This is a genomic window from Acinetobacter sp. ANC 3882 (assembly GCF_022549545.1).
GTDB lineage: Bacteria > Pseudomonadota > Gammaproteobacteria > Pseudomonadales > Moraxellaceae > Acinetobacter.
In genome coordinates, this window is sequence record NZ_JAKZGB010000007.1 from 44,482 (window position 1) to 61,133 (window position 16,652).

13 protein-coding genes are annotated in these 16,652 nt (G+C 40.9%); 6 read left to right on the forward strand and 7 right to left on the reverse strand.

The genetic code is table 11. From position 1 onward, the window contains the following. Positions 1-17: 17 nt before the first annotated feature. The 3 genes from MMO42_RS13215 to MMO42_RS13225 all read right to left on the reverse strand — a co-directional run bounded on the left by MMO42_RS13215 (position 18) and on the right by MMO42_RS13225 (position 4,651). A complete protein-coding gene (locus MMO42_RS13215) occupies positions 18-1,448 on the reverse strand; it encodes an aldehyde dehydrogenase family protein (RefSeq protein WP_241320852.1) in 1,431 nt (476 codons plus the stop codon). 296 nt (positions 1,449-1,744) lie between these two features. Further along, positions 1,745-3,277: an aspartate aminotransferase family protein gene (locus tag MMO42_RS13220; protein ID WP_241320853.1), complete on the reverse strand. Its 1,533-nt coding sequence runs from the start codon at positions 3,275-3,277 to the stop codon at positions 1,745-1,747. Positions 3,278-3,280: 3 nt separating this feature from the next. After that, positions 3,281-4,651 (reverse strand): diaminobutyrate--2-oxoglutarate transaminase, encoded by a 1,371-nt coding sequence (locus MMO42_RS13225; RefSeq protein ID WP_241320854.1) that lies wholly within the window; start codon positions 4,649-4,651, stop codon positions 3,281-3,283. Positions 4,652-5,117: 466 nt separating this feature from the next. Between MMO42_RS13225 and MMO42_RS13230 the strand changes: the two genes are divergently transcribed. The 3 genes from MMO42_RS13230 (at position 5,118) to MMO42_RS13240 (ending at position 10,642) form a co-directional block, all read left to right on the forward strand. Beyond that, positions 5,118-5,819 (forward strand): SIMPL domain-containing protein, encoded by a 702-nt coding sequence (locus MMO42_RS13230; protein ID WP_241320855.1) that lies wholly within the window; start codon positions 5,118-5,120, stop codon positions 5,817-5,819. Positions 5,820-6,008: 189 nt separating this feature from the next. Then, positions 6,009-8,225: a TonB-dependent siderophore receptor gene (locus MMO42_RS13235; protein WP_241320856.1), complete on the forward strand. Its 2,217-nt coding sequence runs from the start codon at positions 6,009-6,011 to the stop codon at positions 8,223-8,225. A gap of 260 nt (positions 8,226-8,485) precedes the next feature. Beyond that, positions 8,486-10,642 (forward strand): TonB-dependent siderophore receptor, encoded by a 2,157-nt coding sequence (locus MMO42_RS13240; RefSeq protein WP_241320857.1) that lies wholly within the window; start codon positions 8,486-8,488, stop codon positions 10,640-10,642. Positions 10,643-10,691: 49 nt separating this feature from the next. Here MMO42_RS13240 and MMO42_RS13245 read toward each other — a convergent pair whose 3' ends face one another. Both MMO42_RS13245 and MMO42_RS13250 read right to left on the reverse strand, forming a co-directional pair. Then, positions 10,692-11,153, reverse strand: coding sequence for a GFA family protein (locus tag MMO42_RS13245; protein WP_241320858.1), 462 nt, complete (start codon positions 11,151-11,153; stop codon positions 10,692-10,694). A 25-nt stretch (positions 11,154-11,178) separates the two neighbouring features. Next, entirely contained in the window at positions 11,179-11,811 is a 633-nt protein-coding gene (locus MMO42_RS13250) for a TetR/AcrR family transcriptional regulator (RefSeq protein WP_241320859.1), read from the reverse strand. 112 nt (positions 11,812-11,923) lie between these two features. Here MMO42_RS13250 and MMO42_RS13255 point away from each other — a divergent pair, with 112 nt between their 5' ends. Continuing rightward, positions 11,924-12,391 carry a hotdog fold domain-containing protein gene (locus MMO42_RS13255; protein WP_241320860.1) on the forward strand — a complete coding sequence of 156 codons (468 nt, stop codon included), beginning with the start codon at positions 11,924-11,926 and terminating at the stop codon, positions 12,389-12,391. A 52-nt stretch (positions 12,392-12,443) separates the two neighbouring features. Here MMO42_RS13255 and MMO42_RS13260 read toward each other — a convergent pair whose 3' ends face one another. Then, complete coding sequence (locus MMO42_RS13260) at positions 12,444-13,538, reverse strand: acyl-CoA desaturase (RefSeq protein ID WP_241320861.1); 1,095 nt, start codon at positions 13,536-13,538, stop codon at positions 12,444-12,446. A 14-nt stretch (positions 13,539-13,552) separates the two neighbouring features. After that, entirely contained in the window at positions 13,553-14,620 is a 1,068-nt protein-coding gene (locus tag MMO42_RS13265) for a ferredoxin reductase (protein ID WP_241320862.1), read from the reverse strand. Between the two features lie 140 nt (positions 14,621-14,760). Here MMO42_RS13265 and fabR point away from each other — a divergent pair, with 140 nt between their 5' ends. Together fabR and MMO42_RS13275 are read left to right on the forward strand one after the other, a co-directional pair. Then, the gene (gene fabR / locus MMO42_RS13270; protein WP_005145127.1) at positions 14,761-15,456 is read left to right on the forward strand and encodes an HTH-type transcriptional repressor FabR; all 696 of its coding nucleotides are present in this window, start codon (positions 14,761-14,763) and stop codon (positions 15,454-15,456) included. Positions 15,457-15,548: 92 nt separating this feature from the next. Further along, positions 15,549-16,565 carry an AI-2E family transporter gene (locus MMO42_RS13275; RefSeq protein ID WP_005145126.1) on the forward strand — a complete coding sequence of 339 codons (1,017 nt, stop codon included), beginning with the start codon at positions 15,549-15,551 and terminating at the stop codon, positions 16,563-16,565. The last annotated feature ends 87 nt before the right edge of the window (positions 16,566-16,652 follow it).

Sequence of the window (16,652 nt, forward strand, 5' to 3'; positions counted from 1 at the left end):
CTTAAAATTATAAAAGTTTAAACTTTATTGATATGCAGCGTTTGCCCAATGGTATTTTCCAGCAAACCTTCCATCCCAAACTCAGCACCAACACCCGACATTTTCCAGCCACCAAAAGGCGCATGTGGGACAATTTCCGCATGAGTATTGATCCACACCGTTCCACATTCGAGTTGTGCTGCATAGAACTGTGCCGCTTTCAAATCACTCGACCAAATTGAACCACCTAATCCAAACTCACTCGCATTGGCACGCGCGATCGCATCATCAATGCTGATATATTTGAGAATTGGCAACACTGGACCAAACTGTTCCTCCTGCACCACTCGACATGTTTCATCCAGACCAGTGAGAATGGTTGGCGCAATAAAATAGCCTTGTGTAGGTAATCTCTGATCACCCGATAAAGCTTTCGCTCCCTGCGCCATAGCATCAGAAATTAAAGCTTTGACTTTCTGATATTGCATCTGATTTTGCACTGGCCCGAAGGTCGTTTCAGCCGCCATACCATCACCTATGATCTGCGCATTGGCGATATCCGCAAGTTTTTGTGCCAAAGCATCGTATTGGCTTTCATGTACATATAAGCGTTTTAAAGCCGCGCATGTCTGACCGCCATTTAAAAATGCGACGTTAAAAATACGATTGGCAATCTGGTCTAGATCTGAATCAGGTAACACAATACCTGCATCGTTACCGCCAAGCTCTAAAGTTAAGTGTTTTAAGGTCTTTACTGCGCCCGACATAATATGTTGTCCGGTTTTGGTTGAGCCAGTAAAGATGACCTTTTTTACATCTGAATGCGTTGATAGTGCTTCACCAATATCACCATCCCCTACGACGATCGAAATGACACCTGCAGGGACTTCTTGCTGAATGATTTCACACAACTTTAAAGTGGCTAAAGGAGTAAATTCAGAAGGTTTATTGATGACCACATTCCCTGCACGTAAAGCAGGCATAATATGCCAGACGGCGATCATCAGCGGCCAGTTCCACGGCGTGATTGAAGCCACCACACCTAAGGGCTGATAATGACGTTCAATACGCTTCTGCTCGCTATCTTCCAATACATCAACAGGCATGTCTAAAGTTGCGGTATACCGTGTCCAGCCAATCGCACCCTGTACTTCCATTTGCGCCAATGCCAGTGGCTTACCCTGCTCAAGGACCACTAACTCAGCCAACATTTCCGCATGTTTTTCTATGCCATCGGCAATTTTATTGAGTATGCTTTTACGTTCTTCATGGGAACAACGCTGCCAGCTTTTAAATGCTTGTTGCGCTGCAACAACTGCTTGATTCACCTGCGCAACTGAAGCTTTGACGCAACTTGCTGCAACCATACCGGTTGCTGGATTGATAATATCGAGTTCGCCTGCTTCACCGAGGCAAGATTGACCGTTAATAATCAGTTTAAATTCGTTTTGCATATTCAATTGTTGCATGTGTTGTTCCTTCAATTCATTGTCATCATGGTTCTCATTTTTGATTTTGCTCTTATCAAGGAAATAGACCGCTACCAAGCGCAAGACAAGTGATATTTATCCATCAAAAACCTGAGAATCTTTCAATACAATATGAAATTTGCGCGTCACAATTTATGCGTAATTATTTCTGATTCTTATTTAAAATGCATACTTTGTGCATAAACATTGCAAAACAGACACAAGAACTGAATAAAGAAAATTTTGCGGCAATAAAAAAGGCACATAACGTGCCTTTTTTATTGCATCAAGATCAATTAATCGATGGCTGGAACATAAGTTCCTGCAGCAATTGCGTCTTTAATACGATCAGTTTCTGCAAGCACTAATGCAAGCAAGTTCTGAACGTTTTCAAGTGTTGCAACTGGGCTTAAAGTGGTCATTTTCAATGATTGAACATTGCCCACTTTGGTCACACCAATATTCGCTTCACCACGTGCAAATAATTCATCTGCAACGTTTTGGTTCAAGCTATCGATAAATTCAGCAGGATAACCTTCTGGTACAACACGGAATAAGACTGAAGCAAACTGCGGCTCAATCAACAATTCAAGACCTGCTGTCGCTTTAATATAATCAGCAACTTCACGTGTTAATTTCACACCATGATCAATCATCGAACCATAAAGCTCTTCGCCTAATGCTTCAACGGTCATCCATAATTTCAATGCATCAAAACGACGTGTCGTTTGTAATGATTTAGACACCAGGTTAGGTACACCATGCTCTTCGTCATAAGCAGAATTCAAATATTCTGCTTCATAATGCATAAAGCGATAGTTTGCTTCGTCTTTCAACAAGAAAGCGCCACAGCTAATGCTTTGGAAATAATGTTTATGGAAATCAAGCGTAATTGAGTCTGATAATTCAATCCCATCAAGCATTGCACGATGGTCATTGGAAAGAATCAATGCCCCCCCCCAAGCTGCATCAATGTGCATCCATGAACCATACTTGGTGGTAATTTCACGGATTTTCTTGAGTGGATCAATCGCACCCGCATCTGTTGTACCCGCGGTTGCAACAACACACGCTACAATTTTACCTTCAGCTTGAAGATGCGCCATGGTTTTTTCCAGTGCATCGACATCCATCTGTGCATTTTCATTCACAGGAACGGTCACAACAGACTGGAAGCCCATCCCCATCATTGCCATGTTCTTTTGCACAGAGAAGTGTGCATTTTCAGAACAGATGACTTTGACGTTTTTCATTGCCTCAGCTGGGATACCATCACGCTGAACAGACCATGGCTTACCATTTTCGTCTTTCCAGTTTTTCGAAATGCACCAGTCACGCGCAAGCAATACACCCATCAAGTTTGACTGCGTACCACCAGAAGTGAACACACCTGCTTGACCAGCACCATAGCCCACTTTTTGGCGAAGCCAATCAATCAACTGAACTTCCATCAACGAACCCGCTGGGCTTTGATCCCATGAATCCATTGATTGGTTGGTTGCATTGATTAACACTTCCGCGATTTGGCTCATCACCATAGTCGGGCAGTGTAAGTGTGCAAGTGAGTGTGGGTGATGTACTTTTAAGCTTTTATTGAGGAAAAGCTCAATCATGCGTTGTAAAGATTGTTGTACACCTAGACCTTCTTTTGAAGGTGCAAAAGAGATTGCTGCACGCAAATCTTTAATGCTGCCACCAGTATACATTTTATCGTTTTGCAACCATGCTGAAACGGCTTGTACCGCCTCGCCCATTGCTGACTCATAGTCAGCAATAGATTGAGCATCATTGCAGAGTAACGCTTTACGATGTTCTGCAAAATCAACCATGAATTAGCCTCGTACTGCTTTTAATGCTTCAGCAACAGCTTTCTTGAAACGAGCAACCGCTTCTACGCATTCTTCGTGATTGATAATTAATGGGCAAAGTAAACGGATGACCGTACCGTTGCGGCCGCCTTTTTCAAGCAATAATTTATTGTTGAAACAAGCAGTCTGGATTGCAGCAGCCAATTGAGCATCAGCTGGTAGTGAACCCATATGATCCGTTGGTTTACGCTCGTCAACGATCTCAATACCGATCATCAAACCACGACCCCGTACGTTACCGATACATGGGAATTCTTGAGCAAGTTTCTTGAACTCAGCTTGTAAGAAGTCACCACGCTCTTGCGCATTTTGAGCAAGGTTTTGTTCTTTGATCACTTTAAGTGAAGCTAAACCTGTACCCATTGCAAGTTGGTTACCACGGAAAGTACCCGTGTGACCTGCTGGTTGCCAAGCATCAAACTTACGTTTAATACCCAGTACTGCAAGTGGCAAACTACCACCTACCGCTTTAGACATCACCACAACATCAGGCTCGATACCTGCATGTTCAAAGGCAAACATTTTACCTGAACGTGCAAAACCAGCTTGAACTTCGTCCAAAATTAAAACGATGTTGTGCTTTTCAGTCACTTCACGAATTTTTTGCAACCATTTAACAGGTGCAGTCACGACACCACCCTCACCTTGAATTGCTTCAAGAATCACAGCAGCAGGTTTCGTCACACCGCTTTCAACATCTTCAATGAAATTTTCAAAGAAGTAAGTTAAAGCATTAACACCCGCTTCACCACCTAAACCAAGTGGGCAACGGTATTCATGCGGGTATGGCATAAACTGTACGCCAGGCATTAAGCCATTTACAGCGTTCTTAGCAGACAAGTTACCTGTCATTGCAAGTGCGCCGTGCGTCATGCCGTGGTAGCCACCAGAGAAACTAATCACGGTGCTACGACCTGTATAGGTTTTCGCTAATTTAATTGCAGCCTCTGTACCATCTGCACCAGATGGACCACAGAACTGTAGACAATACTCTTCCTTACCACCTGGTAATTGCTCAAGTAATGCTTCAGTAAATGCATCTTTTAAAGGCGTTGTTAAATCTAAAGTATGCAATGGGAGACCGCTTGCAAGCGTATCTTGAATACTTTGAATTACCGCAGGATGGTTATGACCTAAAGCCAATGTTCCTGCCCCAGCTAGACAATCGAGGTACTCAGTACCTTCAACATCAGTAACCCAGCAACCTAATGCTTTGGCTATCGCTAATGGTAATTTACGTGGATAGCTACGAACATTGGATTCCATCTGACTTTGGCGAGTCAGGTAGTATTCGTTAGTAGAATTAGTGGCAGGGTTTACAGAAGTAACGCTCATATCGAATTACCATCTCTGATATGGGTAAAAGAAATAAGTCTGGTGACTTGCGGTCGTTTGACTCGGTGCTTTTTAGAATCTAGTGAGACACAAATTTTATATCTTTCAACTAGGAGCGAGATGATACCTAATTTTGAAATAAAATAAACACTTTTTATGTCTTACGTTCATCTAATCTTATTGAAAAAATGTTTCGTTCCAACAAGTATGATGAATTATCATCATACTATGTGACAAGCTAAAGAAAGTAAGCTTTTTTTAATCGGACTTCTGTTTTTAGATGAATGGTCAAATTAATCTATATAATTCATTCATTTTTAATATGTTTTGTTTTATTTTTCTGTTGCAAAACACTGCTAATCTCTTACAAAGTCACCACAAAATATGCAGAAGTTCGCCATGAGTTCTTTTTAATATCAAACTTGTAAAAAATAAATTTTCGATACCAAATTTTAAGGAAATTTTTATGCGTACTTTAGCACTTGCAACAATGATGATCGGGGCAGCACTCAGCCCAAGCCTTTTTGCTCACGAGACAGAAAATTTGAACTACAATATTGTCAATATCCAAGCGGATGCTTCACGCCAAGTCGCGAATGATGAAATGCGTGCCGTTCTTTATATCGAAAAAAGCAACAAACAACCTGCGGAATTGTCAAATCAGATCAATCAACTGATGAATCAGGCGCAAGCAATTGCACGTAAATATAATCAGGTCAAAGTCGAAACAGGTACACAAAGCACTTACCCTGTTTATGACAATGACAGCAATAAACTGAAAGAATGGCGTGCCCGTGCCGAGATCCAACTTGAAAGTAAAGACTTCAAGGCAGCAAGTCAGCTGATCAGTGAGTTACAGCAAAGCTTCCAGACTCAATCAATCAACTTTACCGTGTCGGACGAACAACGTAAAAAAGTTGAAAATGAGCTGATGATTGAAGCATCGAAAAACTTCCAGCAACGCGCGCAAGCGATTACTCAAGCTTGGAGTAAAGCCCAATACAATCTGGTTAGCTTGAATCTGAATACCAGCAATTACTTCCCACAACCAATGATGCGTGGTGGTATGGCGAAATTTGCCATGGCAGAAGCGGCACCTGCACAGGATATGGCAGCAGGCGAATCTAAAATCACAGTTAATGCCAACGGTTCAATTCAGTTCAAATAAAATCAATTTCATCCCCCATAAAAAACCGTGCTCAAGCACGGTTTTTTATGTTTTTAAATAGCCAAAAATATCTTTAGCAAAAAAACAATTAACTTAACTCATCCTATAGTTATAAGTGATAATCGTTCTTATTTCATTTGTTCGAATAACTGATTAATATTCGGAAAATTTACAGCATTTGCCATCTCTATGAAATCTGCATCCTGTTCTGCTGCGTCATTGATAAAATTTCAGCCCTCCTCTCTCAGTCTCGCGATTGCTATCTCGCTCAGTGGGTTATCTCATGCGGCTTTTGCCGATGAAGCACAAGCGAATGAAACTCAAACGCTTGCGACAATTTCAATTCAAGCACAAGGTAATTGGCTGGAAAATGCCAATGCAGAAAAAGTACAACAGCATGCAGGTGCTCGAACAATTATTGACCGCAAACGATTGGATGAAATCGCAACCACTTCGATTCGTGATGCGTTAAAACAAATTCCAGGCGTACAAGTTCAGGACAGCAATGGTACAGGTGGTAGCGATGTTTCACTCAATCTTGGGGTACGTGGCCTGACTTCACGTTTATCACCACGTTCGACTGTGTTAATGGATGGTGTACCACTTTCTTTTGCCCCATATGGTCAGCCCCAATTGTCTTTAGCACCTGTTTCGATGGGGAATATTGACTCAGTTGATGTGGTTCGTGGTGCGGGTTCCGTTCGCTTTGGGCCACAAAATGTCGGTGGAATCATTAATTTTACCACTCGTGCAATTCCACAAGAGTTTTCAGGTTCAGTCGGCTTAACCACTGAGTTTGCAACAGGAACTGACCAACTGAAGTACACACCGAATTTGTTTATTGGTGGGACACTGGATAATGGTTTGGGGGTAGCCTTACTTTATTCTGGCAGTAAAGGCGATGGCTATCGAGAAGCCAACAATAAAATTGATATCGATGATGTCATGTTAAAAACTGCCTACCAATGGACTGATCAGGATGCGATTGCAGTCAATCTACACCATTACGAAGGCCGTGGAGAAATGCCAGAAGGTTTAACAGCCGCACAATTTGCAGACAATCCTTATCAGTCCAATCAAAGCCGTAATTATTTCGCCGGTCGTCGCTCTGATATTTCTGTGAAATATAGCCATAAAGACGAACAGAATAACTTTGAGGTTTTAGGCTATTACGTCGACTCTTTTCGTACCAGTGACTTAGAGTCCATTGCCAATAATGGTACAAGCCGTATTAGTAACTCACCGCGTGATTATAAATATTTTGGCATTGAACCACGCTATTCACGTGCCTATAGCTGGGCAGGTATGGATAACGAAGTGACCGTTGGCTATCGATATTTACAGGAAGAAAGTTCAGAGTTTTCAGGACGTACGCTCCCATATAACACCCTCACTGGCATGCCAGGTGATCGCATTCCGAATACAACCAGTGATGGTGGCACCAAAGCCCATGCCGTGTATATCGATAACCGTTTTGGTTTAGGCAATTGGGTGATTACGCCTGGTGTGCGTTTTGAATCGATTGATACACATAATGACTTCACAGCTTATCAAGATGGTGTCGTCACCAATACGGTTTATCCAAAAATCAAGTCAGAAGAATTCCTGCCAAGCCTATCGGTACTTTATAAAGCCACTGAAAACTGGAATATTTTTGCCAATGCAGGCGTTTCGTTTGGCCCACAACAATATAACCAGTTAGTCACCACTCAAATGGTGAATAAAACCATCAATACTGCCTTTACTACCCTTGATGGACTACATCCTGAAAAATCTAAAAACTATGAGATAGGAACCAAGTACCTAGGCAATGGTTTGAGTGCTGAATTGACCGTCTTCTATTTAGATTTTGACAAAGAATTGATGCTGGAACGTCCTGATAATATCGGTACAGGAATTTGGACTAATTTAGGTGCCACCAGTCATAAAGGCGTTGAAACTGGAATCAGCTATGATTTTGGTCAGCTCGCTGATGCTTTAGAAGGACTAAGACTCTATGGTAACTACACCTTTACCAAAGCAACCTCTGAAGCAGGAAAGTTTGAAGGTAAAGACTTACCTTACTATTCACGTCATATAGGCAATCTAGGGCTAGCTTATCAAGTCGATCAATGGTCAATCAATGCGGATATGTTCGCTCAGTCTAAACAACATGCACCAGGTTCAGGTACCGTTTATATTACCGAAGAAACCGCAGATGGCCGCACAGGCGACATCCCTGGCTATTCAACCTTTGCGGTACGAGCAGGTTATGACTTTAACAATCAGCTCAAAGGCTTAAAAATTGCAGGTGGTGTAAAAAACCTATTTGATACGCAATATTATACGCGCTCATCAGACTCAACTGGGGGTAAATACGTGGGACAACCACGAACCTTCTTCTTACAAACCTCATATGATTTCTAAATCAAAAAAGCCGAGCTGATAAGTTCGGCTTTTTTCTGCATCCTGCCTGTACAAAGAATTGCTCATCCCACTTATATAAAAATCACATCTTTTTATGTTAACTGGATAAATATCGATTTTTATGTCTTCAATAAAAATTATATATTTTATGTGAAATTTTAATTAGTTTAGCTAAACAATAGCTATAAATGAGAATTACAATCAATTAGAATAATAGCGCAAAATATCTCCTTTATCCCACCCCATTCGGCAATCAATTTATGATGTGTTCATTTTCTCATTCTCTTTATTTCTCAAAATTTAAACGCTCACCCTTAAGCTTTGCAATCACGACATTGCTCAGTTGTGTTGCCACAACAACATTTGCAGATGATAACCAAGCGAATACAACACAAACACTCGCAACTATTTCAATTCAGGCAGAAGGAAACTGGTTAGAACAGGCCAATGCTCAAAAGGTTTTAAATCATTCTGGTGCCCGTACTGTGGTTGATCAGCAAGCATTAGAATCACGTGGTATTACATCGGTAAAAGAAGCCCTACGCACCGTTCCTGGTGTGCAAGCCTCTGAAAATTCAGGTACTTCAGGTAGCGATGCCTCTTTAAGTATTGGGGTGCGTGGTCTCGCCTCAAGATTTTCACCACGCTCACAATTGATGATTGATGGTGTTCCGTTAGCTGTTGCACCTTATGGACAACCTCAGCTTTCTTTAGCACCCACCACATTGGGCAATATGGAATCGATTGACGTGGTTCGTGGTGCAGGTTCAGTACGTTTTGGGCCACAAAACGTTGGTGGAATTATCAATTTCAATACGCGCCGCATTCCTGAAAGTTTTGCAGCCAGCCTTGGCATGACCACAGAAATTGCTGAAAATGGCAATTTAAAAGTAAATCCAAACCTGTTTGTCGGAACCACACTAGACAATGGTTTAGGACTGGCTTTACTCTATTCAGGTGTAAACGGCGATGGTTATCGTGATCAAAACGATTATTCAAATATCAATGATCTACGTTTGAAAGCCAGCTACGCTTTAGATGATTATTCAAGTATCGAAGCGAACCTGCATCGTTACGAAGCCAAGGTCGACATGCCCGGTGGCTTAACTCCTGCTCAGTATGCTCAAAACCCCTATCAGTCTTTGCGTAACCACGACTATATGGAAGGAAATCGTAATGATGTATCACTAAAATATAACTATAAAAAAGACAATAATGCTTTTGAAGTTTTAACTTATCACCTTGATAGTTATCGTGATGCTGGCGTAGAAAGGAGTGGTTCGAGTGTTTATCAAACTGCGCCGCGTGATTATAAAGTCACGGCGATTGAGCCTCGCTACTCCCATGCATTTCCTCTTGGCAATACACTCAATGAAGTCTCTGTCGGCTATCGCTATTTAAAAGAAACCAGCCGTGAATCGGTTGATCGTGCAAGTTATAACAGTGAGACTGGTCCTCGTGATTCTTATGGTTGGACCAAAGCGGATGGCGACACCGAGGCACATGCCCTTTATATCGATAATCGTACCGATTTTGGTGCTTGGTCAATCACACCTGGTGTTCGTTTTGAACGAATTAAAACCACAGAGAATATGTACAAGTTAAATCGAGATTACTCGGTACTCAACGGCGTACATGCAAATAAGTCTTATGATTCAGTTTTGCCAAGTCTTTCAGTAATGTACAAAGCCAACGATCAATGGAATATTTTTGCCAACTATGGCAAATCATTTGCACCACTGCAATATAGCCAAATGGCAAATACCAATGCTAAAGGCGCGTATCTGACCATGGATGGTTTAAATCCTGAAAAGGCAGATAACTATGAAATCGGAACACATTATTTAGATGATTATTTATCACTAGAATTTACCTTGTTCTATATTGATTTCGCAGATCAGCTCAAACGCGATGATGCCACTCAAACCTATTCAAATCTTGGTGCAACCAAGCATAAAGGTGCTGAACTCGGCTTTAAATATAATCTAGGCGCAATCAATGATGCTTTAGCCAATATCTCGATGTATGCCAACACGACCTATACCAAAGCAACAGCATCTGCTGGTCAAGACGCTGGCAATGAGCTTGATTTCTATTCAAACTGGATTGCCAATGTAGGCGTTGATTACAAACATGATCAATGGACATTCAATACCAATCTATATGCCCAGTCTAGCCAAATTGCGGCGGGTAAGGATGATGGTACTGGACGTTATGGCAATATCCCAGGCTATGGCATTGTGGGTGTTCGTGCTGCCTATGACTTTGCAAATACCTCATTGTCGGGATTAAAAGTAGGATTAGGGGTTAAGAATCTATTCGATCAAGAATATTACACCCGTTCAGCTGATCAGGTCGGTGGAATCTATGCTGGCCCTTCCCGCACTTATTATTTACAGACTTCGTTTGATTTCTAAATCAATACTCATGTCGCTAACTAAAAGCAGAAACACCCGTTTTCTGCTTTTAGTTGTTTATTTCAAAATAACCAGTCAACTCCAGCATATTTGGTAGTCCATCAAATTCAACAAGTTTTTGGTGAGTATCAGCCCAACTAGTCTTAGAGTTCACGCAAAAATTTAATTCAAGCTCAGGGCTAAAATCTTCCTGAATCAATCCTAAAGGAATCCACATAATCCTTGGATTGATACCAAGTGCATTAGGCACAGGTGAACCACATTTAGTACAGAAGCTGCTGGTAAAGCCTGTATCCTTGACATAGGTTTGAATCAACTGCTCGCCTTGCTGCCATTGGAATAATTCAGCTTGAACAAAGGTTGAGGCATTGGAAGCAGCTCCACTCTGCTTACGACATAGGCTGCAATAGCAACGATACATCATCTTAATTTTTGTCTGATGAAACGCAAAGCGCACTGCCCCGCATAAGCAAGCCCCTGTATATTTTTGCTGTTCTTTCATTGCTGACATCTATTCTTCCTGATCGTTTTTTGTTTTATTGATGCTGAGCTAGATTTTGCAATGAATCCCAAGCAGCCTGAGCTAAAGTTTCTCGATATGCTTTAGGATTGGTCACAACTTTTCCAGAGAGCCAAGCACGACAATAACTTTCTGTTGCACCAATGACCAAAGACATCATTAACTCTGTTGGCACTGATTTTAATAATGCAGCATCGGCATAGTTTGAAACATACCCAACGATTTTTTGATTCCTGAGTTTATTTTTTTCATTCAAGCGTTGTCGATATTCGCCTTGTAACACACTAAAATGGGCAAGTAATAAAAACTGTGCAAACTTGGGCTGGTCAGCTACCCAATCGACATAACTGTAAATCAGCGCATAGAGCAGTTCTTTAAGCGATTTTGCTTCTTGCAAATATTCCTCACGCAATTGTGCTTGATCATCTAAAGCGGCAAATACCAATGCTGCAATGATTCCATCTTTATTCTTAAAATGATGGTAAATCGCCCCCACACTACTGTCAGATTTTTCCCGAATCATTTCAATACTGGTGGTGTCCAAGCCATATTCAAGAAAACATGACAAAGCATCTTGTAGAATCTGTCTTTTTAATAATGATCTACGTTGTGGATATAAACGTTCTAATAATTGTTGGGCTGCTTGCATAGTTTAATCAAATTCACCAATCGTCGGAACTATTGTGTATGACTTGACCATAACTTGTAAACAGAATTATATTCTGTAAAAGAATTTAATTCTGTTATAGGAAGTTTTAGCCATGGCCTCAACTCTAGATCTATGGAACAAAGTATCTGCCTTGCCTGCTGGAAAGTGGACATTCACACGTATGCTGTGCTTAAAGGCACCTTATTTCAGTAGCATTTCTCCGCTATTTGAGGAATTAAAAGCCAACTCTTGTAAAATCAGCATTAAGAAAAAACGAAATGTACTCAATCATATAGGTACGGTTCATGCGATTGCGATGTGCAATATGGCAGAACTTGCTGGTGGTACCATGACTGAGGTGACGGTTCCTAACACGCATCGCTGGATTCCGAAAGGCATGACCGTTGAATATTTAAAGAAGGCTGAAACTGATCTGATCGCGATCGCGAGACCTGTTGAGTCTGATTATGATTGGGAAAAAGCAGGTGAATACCTAGTGAATGTTGATGTGCTTGATCAGCATAATGAAAAAGTTTTCCATGCCACCATTACCATGTGGATTTCCCAAAAGAAGAAATAAAATAAAAAAGCCCTGAAGCAAAAGTATTCAGGGCTTTTTTTAATGCTAGATATTATTTTTTGAAAGGCAGTGCATATTTAAAAATACGACCAACGACTTCACTAAACTGTTTAACGAAGCTCGCATTATTATAATGCAGACCATATTTTTCACAGACTGCCTGAACTTTAGGTGCAACTTGGCGGTAGCGACGTGCAGGAATATCTGGGAATAAATGGTGTTCAATCTGATGACTCAAATGCCCTGTCAAAATATGAAAAGCCTCTGATCCAGTCAGGTTGGATGAACCACGAATCTGGCGCATATACCAATGTCCACGGCTTTCATCTTTTAAAACCGCTTTAGGAAACACTTCTACATCTTTGGTAAAGTGACCACAGAAAATAATGCTGAATGTCCAAACATTACGAATCCCGTTCGCCACCAAATTCCCAGTAAATACAGGAAGCGCTGCAGGACCCGCAATCAATGGGAAGAACACATAATCCTTAAACATTTGCTTTAAAATTTTCTTCTGTGCAGGCTGCCACTCTTGTTTGAACTCAGTCATGGTTTTACGTTTATACACCACTTTGCCCAATTCTAGGTTTTGAATTGCCACCCCCCACTGGAATAACAGGCCAAATGGCAAGATATACATAGGTTGGATTAGGGTAAATTTAGACCAGCGTTGTTCAGGGAACAAACGGAATACGCCATAACCTACGTCATCATCCATGCCTTTTACATTGGTATAGGTATGGTGCTTATAGTTATGGGTTTGACGCCAGTTATCTGAAGTTCCAACCGTGTCCCATTCATAGGTTTGACCATTGAATTTAGGATCGTTCATCCAGTCATACTGACCATGCATGACGTTATGACCGAGTTCCATATTTTCCATGATCTTGGCAAAACCAAGTAAGCCTGTACCGAGTAACCACGCTGGAGGGAACCATCCCAAGAATAAGCAAGCGCGCCCAAGCATACTGCTATAACGAATGGTGGAATAAACACGGCGGATATATTTGGCGTCTTTCTCACCCAAATCATCCAGCACTTCTTGTTTGATCTGATCTAGTTCACGAGCAAAAGCATCTAACTCAGCAGCAGTTAAATCACGATTTTTTGGATTTTTAAAAAATTCAATTTTAACAGGCATGTTCATAATCAATTTCTCACTTATAGATCAATCACAAGATCAGACTGGGCTGAATTGACACAAATTTTTAATAACTGCGTTGGTTCACTATTGGCAGCGCCATTCAATAAATTTTTAGTCGCGCCCTGTGCTTTGTTACAGGCACATTTATTACAGATCCCCATACGACAGCCATGATTGGGCTTTATGCCTTGATGTTCCAAACTGGCTAAAATCGACTGACCTTTTGGAATCGCAACAGTTTTATTTGATTGGGTCAAAGTAACATTGATAAAACCCGTTTCTGCTATATCGCTACCCAACTGGCTTAAGCTAAAAGCTTCTGTTTGCAGCGCAGCAGCGTCTTGAAACAAACTTTCTGCTGTAGCCGCAAACCCTGATGGCCCACAGGCATAAACCGTGGTTTTATCCAAAGCCGTCAATTGATCAACATGGCTTTGATTTAAACGCTGATCCTGTTCCTGTGTATAAAAAATTTGATAACTAAACTGAGAGAAATTCTCAGAGACCTCTTTCAAATACTCAATATAAGCAGCATCCGCTTGGGTTTTCACCCAATACATCAATTGCACAGCAGTTTTGTTCAATTGTTTGGATTGGCATAGACCTTCTATCAAACTCAACATCGGCGTGATACCGCTACCAGCCGCCAGTAATACCAAATGAGGTGTTGCAACAGACTGCTGCATCTCACCATAAGGTTGCCCCAAACGTAAGATATCACCTGTTTGGCTTTGCTCAACCAGCCAAGAACTCACTAAACCTTGATCAACTTTTTTAACCGTTAAACAAAGATGATCTGCATCTACCTGCATCAAGCTATAGGTTCGTTCGTAATGACGACCCGCAATATCAACCGTAACTGGATGGTGCTGCCCTGCAACTCCGCGCGTGACGTGTCTGTTACATTGCAAAATAAGACTGACCGTATCTTTTGCCACGATTTGTTTTTTTACGATTTTGGCAAGAGACTGATTAATTGACCACAATGGATTGATTTTCTGTAACCAAAAATTGGCGTCATGGCTGTTCATTACACTTTGAGCCAACGAATTAAATAGAGAATTTCTCTTTTCAATTGCTTGCATGAGCAGGTTTACTCTGGTTGTTTGCTAATTATTATACATATGTATATATATTTGTATATACGCTCGTATAAGAATTTACATTTCACAAGTACACCGACAATCGTTATAATCCCGAGTAGCTTACTTATATATTGAAAACAATGGTTCATTCTTCTTTTTTACCGCTCGGCCATGACAACATAAATGAACAAGATGTCATTCCTATGAAATCTCCTGTTCGCTCAGTGGGTAGAAAAGCAACCATTACCAAAGAAGAGTTGTTTCAAGCCACACTGAGTCTGATTGGTCCGCAAAAAAGTATCGCATCGCTTAGCTTGCGTGAAATTGCACGTGAAGCTGGTATTGCTCCGAATAGCTTTTATCGTCATTTCAAAGATATTGATGAACTCGCAATCGCGCTGATTGACCAGTCTGGTTTGGTACTCCGCCGTATTATTCGTGAAGCACGCTTACAAGCGTCAAAGCAGCAAAGCATTATCCGTAGTTCGGTTGAAGTGTTTATTCAACAATTGAATACCGATGAAGGAAATCTGAGCTTATTACTCCGCGAAGGTTATACCGGTTCAACCTCTTATAAAGCAGCGGTTGACCGTCAACTGAACTTCTTTCAGCAAGAGCTTCAAGAAGACCTCATTCGTTTAGAGCAGATGAATAACAGCAAAATCAGTCATGCTGATCTTGTTGCTAAAGCCATTACTCAACTGGTATTCAATATGGGCGCAAAAGTGCTTGATCTACCGATAGAACAGCGTACTGAAGTGGCAGAACAAACCATGATCATGATCCGCATGATTTTAGAGGGTGCACGTCATATCAATGAAATGGAAATTGATTAAAGCTTTGCATCGGCCTAAACTAAAACTGAATGTAACAAAAATTGTATCTTTGTCCGCTATTATAATGACAAGCTAAATTAGGCATACAGATCATGAATCTTCTCAGTGACCGTCAAAGCATCATCGCCAGTTTCATTCTGATGTTTTTGTTTTTGATGATGGTCATTCCCCTGCATCTGCTACCCAGCTTTTTTGCAGGCTTTCTGATCTTTGAAATTATTAACAGCTTAAGTTCGATTGTCGAAAAACATATTGATGGGCAACGCGCACGTATCTTTATCAGTATTATTCTTGGGGTTTTAACCACTTTCTTGATTGGTTTCTTTATTACCAGTCTGATTAGTTTTGTGATCTATGATTTAAAAGGCACTGGGCTAAATTCCTTCAATTTTAAAATTGATCAAACCCTGATTAAATTTCAGGCTGAAATGAGTCAATATTTGCCAGGCTATCTACCCCATAGCGTTGCCGATATCAAAAATCAGATCTTGTCTTTTATCAAAAATAATATTTCCATTGTGAAAAATACAGGCACCGATATTCTGCATAACTTGGCCACCATGGTGATTGGCCTGATTGTCGGCATCTTGGTCTCGATCCAAAATTTCAAACAGCATGCGCCACAGCCTGTGTTCAAAGCCGCGATTTTACATCGTATTCAAAAGCTATCGGTTTCTTTTAAAAATGTCGTGTTTGCTCAGGTCAAGATTTCTCTAATCAATACAGCACTGTTCATGATCTTTGTCTTTATCGTGCTACCGTTGTTTGACATTCACCTGCCTTTTGCGAAAACCCTCACCATCCTGACCTTTATCTTTGGTTTATTGCCGATTATTGGAAACCTGATTTCCAATACCTTGATCATCATGGCTGGCCTGACAATTTCCTTATCTGTTGCAGCGATTGCCTTAGCCTATTTGGTGATTATTCATAAGCTTGAATATTTCGTAAATGCCAAAATCATTGGCACCAAAATTAATGCCAGTGCGTGGGAAGTGTTATTGGCAATGCTGATTTTTGAATCTATTTTTGGCTTAAGTGGACTCATTGTTGCGCCAGTTTTCTATGCGTACATTAAATTAGAATGCAAAGATGCAGGATTGATTTAAGGAATTTTCAACCCGTATAGATGCAGTTTAACAGATGTCATCATCATTTAATCTGAATTCAAACGGGCTGTATCAAAAAGAAAATTG

Coding starts and splice junctions, on each gene's coding strand:
- MMO42_RS13215 (WP_241320852.1), bottom strand. CDS start 1,448: ATGCAACAATTGAATATGCAAAACGAATTTAAACTGATTATTAACGGT.
- MMO42_RS13220 (WP_241320853.1), bottom strand. CDS start 3,277: ATGGTTGATTTTGCAGAACATCGTAAAGCGTTACTCTGCAATGATGCT.
- MMO42_RS13225 (WP_241320854.1), bottom strand. CDS start 4,651: ATGAGCGTTACTTCTGTAAACCCTGCCACTAATTCTACTAACGAATAC.
- MMO42_RS13230 (WP_241320855.1), top strand. CDS start 5,118: ATGCGTACTTTAGCACTTGCAACAATGATGATCGGGGCAGCACTCAGC.
- MMO42_RS13235 (WP_241320856.1), top strand. CDS start 6,009: ATGAAATCTGCATCCTGTTCTGCTGCGTCATTGATAAAATTTCAGCCC.
- MMO42_RS13240 (WP_241320857.1), top strand. CDS start 8,486: ATGATGTGTTCATTTTCTCATTCTCTTTATTTCTCAAAATTTAAACGC.
- MMO42_RS13245 (WP_241320858.1), bottom strand. CDS start 11,153: ATGTCAGCAATGAAAGAACAGCAAAAATATACAGGGGCTTGCTTATGC.
- MMO42_RS13250 (WP_241320859.1), bottom strand. CDS start 11,811: ATGCAAGCAGCCCAACAATTATTAGAACGTTTATATCCACAACGTAGA.
- MMO42_RS13255 (WP_241320860.1), top strand. CDS start 11,924: ATGGCCTCAACTCTAGATCTATGGAACAAAGTATCTGCCTTGCCTGCT.
- MMO42_RS13260 (WP_241320861.1), bottom strand. CDS start 13,538: ATGAACATGCCTGTTAAAATTGAATTTTTTAAAAATCCAAAAAATCGT.
- MMO42_RS13265 (WP_241320862.1), bottom strand. CDS start 14,620: ATGCAAGCAATTGAAAAGAGAAATTCTCTATTTAATTCGTTGGCTCAA.
- fabR (WP_005145127.1), top strand. CDS start 14,761: ATGGTTCATTCTTCTTTTTTACCGCTCGGCCATGACAACATAAATGAA.
- MMO42_RS13275 (WP_005145126.1), top strand. CDS start 15,549: ATGAATCTTCTCAGTGACCGTCAAAGCATCATCGCCAGTTTCATTCTG.